Annotated in this window: 7 protein-coding genes; 6 read left to right on the top strand and 1 reads right to left on the bottom strand. The window is 53.4% G+C overall.

Features of this window, described 5'->3' with window-relative positions:
- Window positions 1–461 precede the first annotated feature (461 nt).
- On the bottom strand, window positions 462–1,055 hold the full coding sequence (locus ACE99V_RS20025) for a YdeI/OmpD-associated family protein (protein WP_400492969.1): 594 nt from the start codon (window positions 1,053–1,055) through the stop codon (window positions 462–464).
- A 301-nt stretch (window positions 1,056–1,356) separates the two neighbouring features.
- Between ACE99V_RS20025 and ACE99V_RS20020 the strand changes: the two genes are divergently transcribed.
- From ACE99V_RS20020 to glyA, 6 genes are all read left to right on the top strand, one after another.
- Entirely contained in the window at window positions 1,357–2,424 is a 1,068-nt protein-coding gene (locus ACE99V_RS20020) for an L-threonylcarbamoyladenylate synthase (RefSeq protein ID WP_491624848.1), read from the top strand.
- 97 nt (window positions 2,425–2,521) lie between these two features.
- Window positions 2,522–3,037: a manganese efflux pump MntP gene (locus ACE99V_RS20015; protein WP_400492970.1), complete on the top strand. Its 516-nt coding sequence runs from the start codon at window positions 2,522–2,524 to the stop codon at window positions 3,035–3,037.
- 66 nt (window positions 3,038–3,103) lie between these two features.
- Entirely contained in the window at window positions 3,104–3,562 is a 459-nt protein-coding gene (locus tag ACE99V_RS20010) for a low molecular weight protein arginine phosphatase (protein ID WP_400492967.1), read from the top strand.
- Window positions 3,563–3,719: 157 nt separating this feature from the next.
- Complete coding sequence (rpiB, locus tag ACE99V_RS20005) at window positions 3,720–4,175, top strand: ribose 5-phosphate isomerase B (protein ID WP_400492966.1); 456 nt, start codon at window positions 3,720–3,722, stop codon at window positions 4,173–4,175.
- Window positions 4,176–4,745, top strand: coding sequence for a TIGR01440 family protein (locus tag ACE99V_RS20000; protein ID WP_400492965.1), 570 nt, complete (start codon window positions 4,176–4,178; stop codon window positions 4,743–4,745).
- 43 nt (window positions 4,746–4,788) lie between these two features.
- On the top strand, window positions 4,789–6,039 hold the full coding sequence (gene glyA / locus ACE99V_RS19995) for a serine hydroxymethyltransferase (protein WP_400492964.1): 1,251 nt from the start codon (window positions 4,789–4,791) through the stop codon (window positions 6,037–6,039).
- Window positions 6,040–6,503: the final 464 nt, after the last annotated feature.

The following is a 6,503-nucleotide window of genomic DNA, read 5'->3' as shown; positions in this document are numbered from 1 at the left end:
CAGGTACTTCTTTTTTCCGTAGTCGCTGGGGATTTTCCTTTGTTTAAGGACATTATTTCATACACCAGAATTTATAAATTTGGACATCCCATACAGCCGCTAGAAAAGGGTTCGGGGCCCCGCCCGGCGAAGAAGGGGACCCCACTCGGCACAGCGATAGCTAACGCCGAGTGGGTCGAGGATAGCTAATGCCGGGTGGTTTTTTTGACAGATCATTTATAAGTTTGGGGAGGGGAAGGAGGTGGGATGACATATTTCATCCGCTTGCCTATCCCTTGCTTGCTCCACGCACATCGATCCACCCATATAGATGACAACTAGCGCGAACGGGAAAATCACTTCCTCATCGTCTTTTCATGCATGATAGATGAGCTGACAGAATTGTTGCTGAATGAATACTGCCTACACGAAAAAACGGGAGCCTACGTTACATAAGCCCCCGTTAGTTCAAGGAGAATATCCTAATCATTTAATCCCTTTCCATTGAGAATTTGCTGCATACATTTTTCAACCCTTGACTCACGAGTTTTGGATTTTTTGGGTTCAGAAAAATAAAGAATGTATGCTCTTTGCCGTCCCGGCGTCAATGCTTCAAAAGCAGATTTCAAGGCAGGGATCTCATCGAATTTATTTTGGAGTTCTTCAGGAATTATGAATTCTGAATTCTTTTTAAAATTCACTTCCAAACCGGCTTTTTCAACTTCAATGGCTTCATAAATATAGGCTTTCAAGATGGGTTCCATCTCGACTATTTCTTGAACATTGGTGAACCGAATCTGGCGCGCCGCCTGTACATTCTCCGTTTGTTGGATTAGAATCCCATGGGCATCCTGTAACAAGGCACCTTTGTGAAACAGAAGCGCACAATATTCTTTAAATCCATGTATTAAAACTATGTTTTTTTTCTCAAACGTGTAACAAGGATGCATCCACTTAAATTCTTCGGTCAGCTCACAGTCAAGAACGATATTTCTCAACTTCTCATATTCTTCCTTCCACTTTTTAGCTTTACTTATAAATTCATCAACCTTAGGATTCATTCTACTATTTGTCATCAAGGAACACCCCTCTTCAATTTTTCGATCAGCTGACTGTCAAGCAGATCTGGCTTGGAAAGTTACAGAGAGCTTATGTCGCTATTCTGCCCGTTCCTCCGTTTTCCATATAACGGAAGCGTTTTGCAGTGCTCTCCTTCTGAGGCACGTTTTTTAATAAAGCGGTACCGACAGTGTTCTCAACACACTTATTCACAGGTTACCCACAGGTTGTTGAAAACTTTTGGAATGAAATCTATACTAAAGTCACAAATCGTCACGAAACGAGAAAAAGAAAGGATATACCGGAATGACTAGCCAGATAGAGACAAAGGTATGGATTGTGGATAAGGATGTGGAAAATCTCCAGAGTTGTACACAGATTGTGGATGCCGCCCGGTTGATCCGGCAGGGAGAGGTGGTCGCTTTTCCTACGGAAACCGTGTATGGACTTGGGGCGAATGCATTGTCGGACAACGCTGTGGAAAAAATATTTTCAGCAAAAGGCAGGCCCAGTGACAACCCCCTGATTGTTCACATCGGGGAGCTGTCGCAGCTCGAGATGATAGCAAGAGAAATTCCCGAACGGGCAGTGCCGCTGATCGAAGCGTTCTGGCCGGGGCCGCTGACGCTGATTCTGCCGAAAACGGATCGGGTTGCGTCCCTGGTGACCGCGGGCTTGGATACGGTAGGAGTCAGAATGCCGGATCATCCCCTGGCGCTTGCCTTGATTCGCGAAGCGGGTGTGCCCATAGCGGCTCCCAGCGCCAACCGTTCGGGTCGGCCGAGCCCGACGACGGCCGGGCATGTTCACGCTGATTTGAACGGCCGCATCGCGGGCATACTGGACGGAGGCAGCACAGGCGTCGGCGTGGAGTCGACGGTTCTTGACGTAACGGTGGAGCCGGCGATGATATTGCGGCCGGGCGGTGTCACCCTGGAAGAAATGGAGGCTGTCATCGGGGACGTGCAGCTGGATCCGGCCTTTCTCGTCGGCGCAGCGGAAACCCCCCGTTCTCCCGGGATGAAATACACCCATTACGCTCCGCAGGGGGAGATGTGGCTGGTAGCGGGGGAGGATGATGCCGTACGGAAAAAAATTCGCGAGCTGCTCGCGGACGCCAGGCAGCACGGCAGAAAGACCGGGGTACTGGCAACGGAAGAGACAGCGCCGTATTGGCGTGAGCAAGCCGCAGCCGACGTGGTTTTCTCCTGTGGCTCGCGGTACGACCTGGCCAGTGTGGCGCAGCAGTTGTACGGCGTGCTGAGGCGGTTTGATGACGAGCATGTTCAGTTCATCGCCGCTGAGACATTCCCCCGCAAAGGAATGGGAATGGCCGTCATGAACCGTCTGGAAAAGGCCGCCGGCGGGCGAATCATCCGCGCCTAAGTCTAAACTCCCTCTTGTCCGCATAAGGTGGAAAGACAGGAGGGGGAGACGTGTGAACATTGCCTTGTTTCACTGGGGTCAATTCTTGACCCTGCTGATGATCGCTTTTGCCTTGAGCATGGATGCATTTTCCTTAGGGATCGGCGTCGGGATGGTGGGCATCCGCCTTCGGGAAATCGTGAAGGTGAGCATCACCATCGGGCTGTTCCACGTGGCCATGCCTCTCGTCGGAATCGTAGTCGGCGTATACCTGTCCGAAATGGTGGGAGATGTTGCTGTTTTCATCGGCGGAGCCGTGTTGATGGCAATTGGCATACATATGTTTTGGAACGGATTGCTGCAGGGAGAAGAGAAAAGTATCGTTCAGACAAAAGGAATCGGCATGCTCCTGTTTGCCTTCAGCGTCAGTCTGGACGCGTTGACGGTCGGCTTTTCCTTCGGTCTGATGGAAGTAAACAAGCTGATGGCCGTCATCCTGTTTGGCGTAATGGGCGGCTTCATGGCCTACTTCGGGCTGCTTCTGGGCAGAAGCGTAGGAGGATGGCTGGGGGATTACAGCGAAGTATTAGGAGGAGTAATCCTGTTTGCCTTCGGATTGAAATTCATGTTGTAAGGAGGTTCGAAAAGTCCGGAATCCTTTTCGAACTTTGATTCACACCAGTGAAAGGAGGTGCCCTGCGTGCAACGGATTTTGTTTGTCTGTACCGGCAACACCTGCCGCAGTCCCATGGCGGAAGCGCTGTTTCGCACCAAGGCAGCCGATCATCCGTTGGAAATTCGCTCCGCAGGGGTGGCGGCATACGATGGTCAACCGGCGTCGCCGCATGCCCAGCAAGTGTTGACGGAACGGGGAATCACTCATCAGCATCAGGCCCGGCGCCTGGATGAGGAGCTGGTTGCATGGGCCGATTTGATTCTCACCATGACCCGCAGCCATAAAGACCTGATTCTACACTACTTCCCCGCGTCAGCGGACAAGGTGTTCACACTCCGCGAGTACGTTGGAGTGGAGGGAATGGGAGACATCGCCGATCCGTTTGGAGGTTCGGTTGAAGAGTACCGCAAATGTGCAGAAGAAATAGACGAATCTCTCGACAAGCTGTACAACATGCTCACGCAACAAAGCCTGCCTGAATAAGCTATGGAAAAAGGAAGGTGCTGGCAGCGCAAGCCAGTACCTTATTTATGTGCAAAACACGAATGTTTTTGATCGATTTATTTAAATTGTTCACTGTTTCCTTTTGCGCAAATGAGGTATAATACAAAAGAATTAGGAGAGAAGCGAGGGATCACAGATGAAAGTGGCGATCGCTGCTGACCACGGCGGTTTTAAGTTGAAAGAAGAAATTAAGGCCCTGCTCGCCTCCCTGAACATCGAGTTTCAGGATTTCGGGTGCGAGTGCGAGCAGTCCGTTGACTATCCTGACTATGCGGTGCCAGTGGCCGAGAAGGTAGCGGCTGGCGAGTTTGACCGCGGGATCCTGGTATGTGGGACAGGCATAGGCATGTCGATTGCGGCCAATAAAATTCCGGGCGTTCGCTGCGCACTTGTTCACGATACATTTTCCGCGCGAGCGACCCGCGAGCACAACGACTCCAACGTACTGGCCATGGGTGAACGCGTCATCGGCCCGGGACTCGCTTTGGATATCGTGAAGATCTGGCTGGAGACAGAATTCCAGGGAGGACGTCACGAACGTCGCGTCGAGAAGGTAAAGGAGATCGAAGCGAAGAATCTGGGAGTGAGGTAAGTGGATCTGACGCTGATTGAACAGCAAGTGAAGGAGATTGTCACCGACGTTCAACAGATGGCGGGTCTAACCCACAGGCACCTGTTGGTCATTGGCTGCAGCACGAGCGAGGTGCTCGGGCAGCATATCGGCAAGGCGGGAAGCGGGGAAGTGGCTGCAGCCATCTTTCGGGGCATCCGGGCGGTGCAGCAGGAGCACGGGTTTGCGCTGGCGTTTCAGTGCTGCGAGCATTTGAACAGAGCGCTCGTGGTCGAACAGGACACGATGGAACGATACGGTCTGGAAGAAGTAACGGTTGTTCCTGTCCCGGGCGCGGGCGGCTCAATGGCTGCTTACGCCTTTGCCCAATTTGCTTCGCCAGTCGTAGTGGAGCACATTCAGGCCCATGCCGGCATCGACATCGGCGATACCTTTATCGGCATGCATCTTAGACACGTGGCTGTGCCGATTCGCCCCCGACTGCGCCGGATCGGAGAAGCGCACGTTACCGCTGCGCGGACCCGTCCAAAGCTGATCGGCGGCGCGCGGGCCGTCTATGAACGGACGCCTTCCACGGAAAGCTGTACCTAAAAACAGGATCCATAAATAGAATGACCTTTAAGGAGGAGAATGCATGTTAGAGTTTTTGCGTAAACAGGACCCGCAAGTGGCAGATGCAATTGATCTGGAACTGAACAGACAGCGCGATAAAATCGAGCTGATCGCTTCGGAAAACTTCGTCAGCCGTGCCGTCATGGAAGCGATGGGAACCGTTCTGACCAACAAGTACGCGGAAGGCTACCCGGGCCGTCGCTACTACGGCGGCTGCGAGTACGTCGACATCGCGGAAAACATTGCCCGCGACCGCATCAAGGAATTGTTCGGGGCAGAGCATGCCAACGTACAGCCGCACTCCGGCGCCCAAGCCAACATGGCCGTGTACTTCACCATTTTGAAACCGGGGGACACCGTATTGGGAATGAACCTGTCCCACGGCGGTCACTTGACACACGGCAGTCCGGTCAACTTCTCCGGTACCTTGTACAACTTCGTGGAGTACGGTGTAGACCGGGAGACGCACCTGATCAACTACGACGACGTGCGTGCCAAAGCGCTCGAACACAAACCAAAGCTGATTGTGGCGGGTGCCAGTGCTTACCCGCGCACGATCGACTTCGCAAAATTCCGAGAAATCGCGGACGAAGTCGGAGCGTACTTCATGGTGGACATGGCTCACATCGCGGGGCTGATCGCGGCAGGCCTGCATCCAAACCCGGTGCCTCATGCCCACTTCGTTACCTCCACAACTCACAAAACCCTGCGCGGTCCGCGCGGCGGTCTGATTCTCTGCAAAGAGGAGTTTGCCAAGGCTATCGACAAATCCGTGTTCCCCGGCGTGCAAGGCGGCCCGCTGATGCACGTGATCGCTGCCAAAGCGGTGGCGTTTGGCGAAGCGCTCCAGCCGGAGTTTAAAGAGTACGCGCAGCGCATTGTAAACAACGCGCGGGCCTTTGCCGATGCGTTGAAAGCGGAAGGGCTGACGCTCGTTTCCGGCGGAACCGACAACCACCTGGTACTGGTTGACGTTCGCAACCTGGGACTGACTGGCAAAGTGGCCGAACACCTGCTGGACGAAGTAAGCATCACCACCAACAAAAACACCATTCCGTACGATCCGGAAAGCCCGTTCGTCACCAGCGGCGTTCGCATGGGTACGCCCGCGGTTACCACCCGCGGCTTCGACGAGGAAGCGATGAAAGAAGTGGCTGCGATTATCGCCCTCACGCTGAAAAATCCGGAAGACGCTGCGAAGCACGAAGAGGCGCGCCAACGCGTGGCGGCGCTCTGCAAACGTTTCCCGATGTACGAAGGCTTGACCATCTAAATTGGACCCGAAAACCAGACCGTTCCTTCCGCAAAGGAACGGTGAGACTGTCGAAAAAGGTATTGGTGTCTATTCGGGACCGATTTCTCCGCTCCGCTCGGCGCTTTACCCACCGAACGAAAGCGAATGCTCGCGTTCGGCGGGGCCCGTATCCTCCCCACAGGGATGTGTCACTGTCCGCTCCGCGACGATTCGCGGGGGCATCGCCAAAGCCGCGTCACTACGAAGTTTTCTCAGGGGTGGCGCTGCTTGATCCCCGCGCCCACGTCCCTACGCTAGCAGGTCGTCACAGCTCGCGGGTAGCTGGAGGAACCGGTCCCTTTACAAACCATTGGTTTCTCAACAAACTGACCGTTCCTTTCGCAAAGGAACGGTCTTTTTTAGTAAATAAGCGTACTATGTCAATTAGTTTTTTCGCCCTTTTTGAGAATGGCAAACACACCTAACGTAATTTTTGTTAAAAA

Origin of the sequence: Brevibacillus soli (genome assembly GCF_044759095.2) — a bacterium.
Lineage (GTDB): Bacteria > Bacillota > Bacilli > Brevibacillales > Brevibacillaceae > JBIYSM02.
This window is presented reverse-complemented; position numbering and strand designations above follow the sequence as displayed.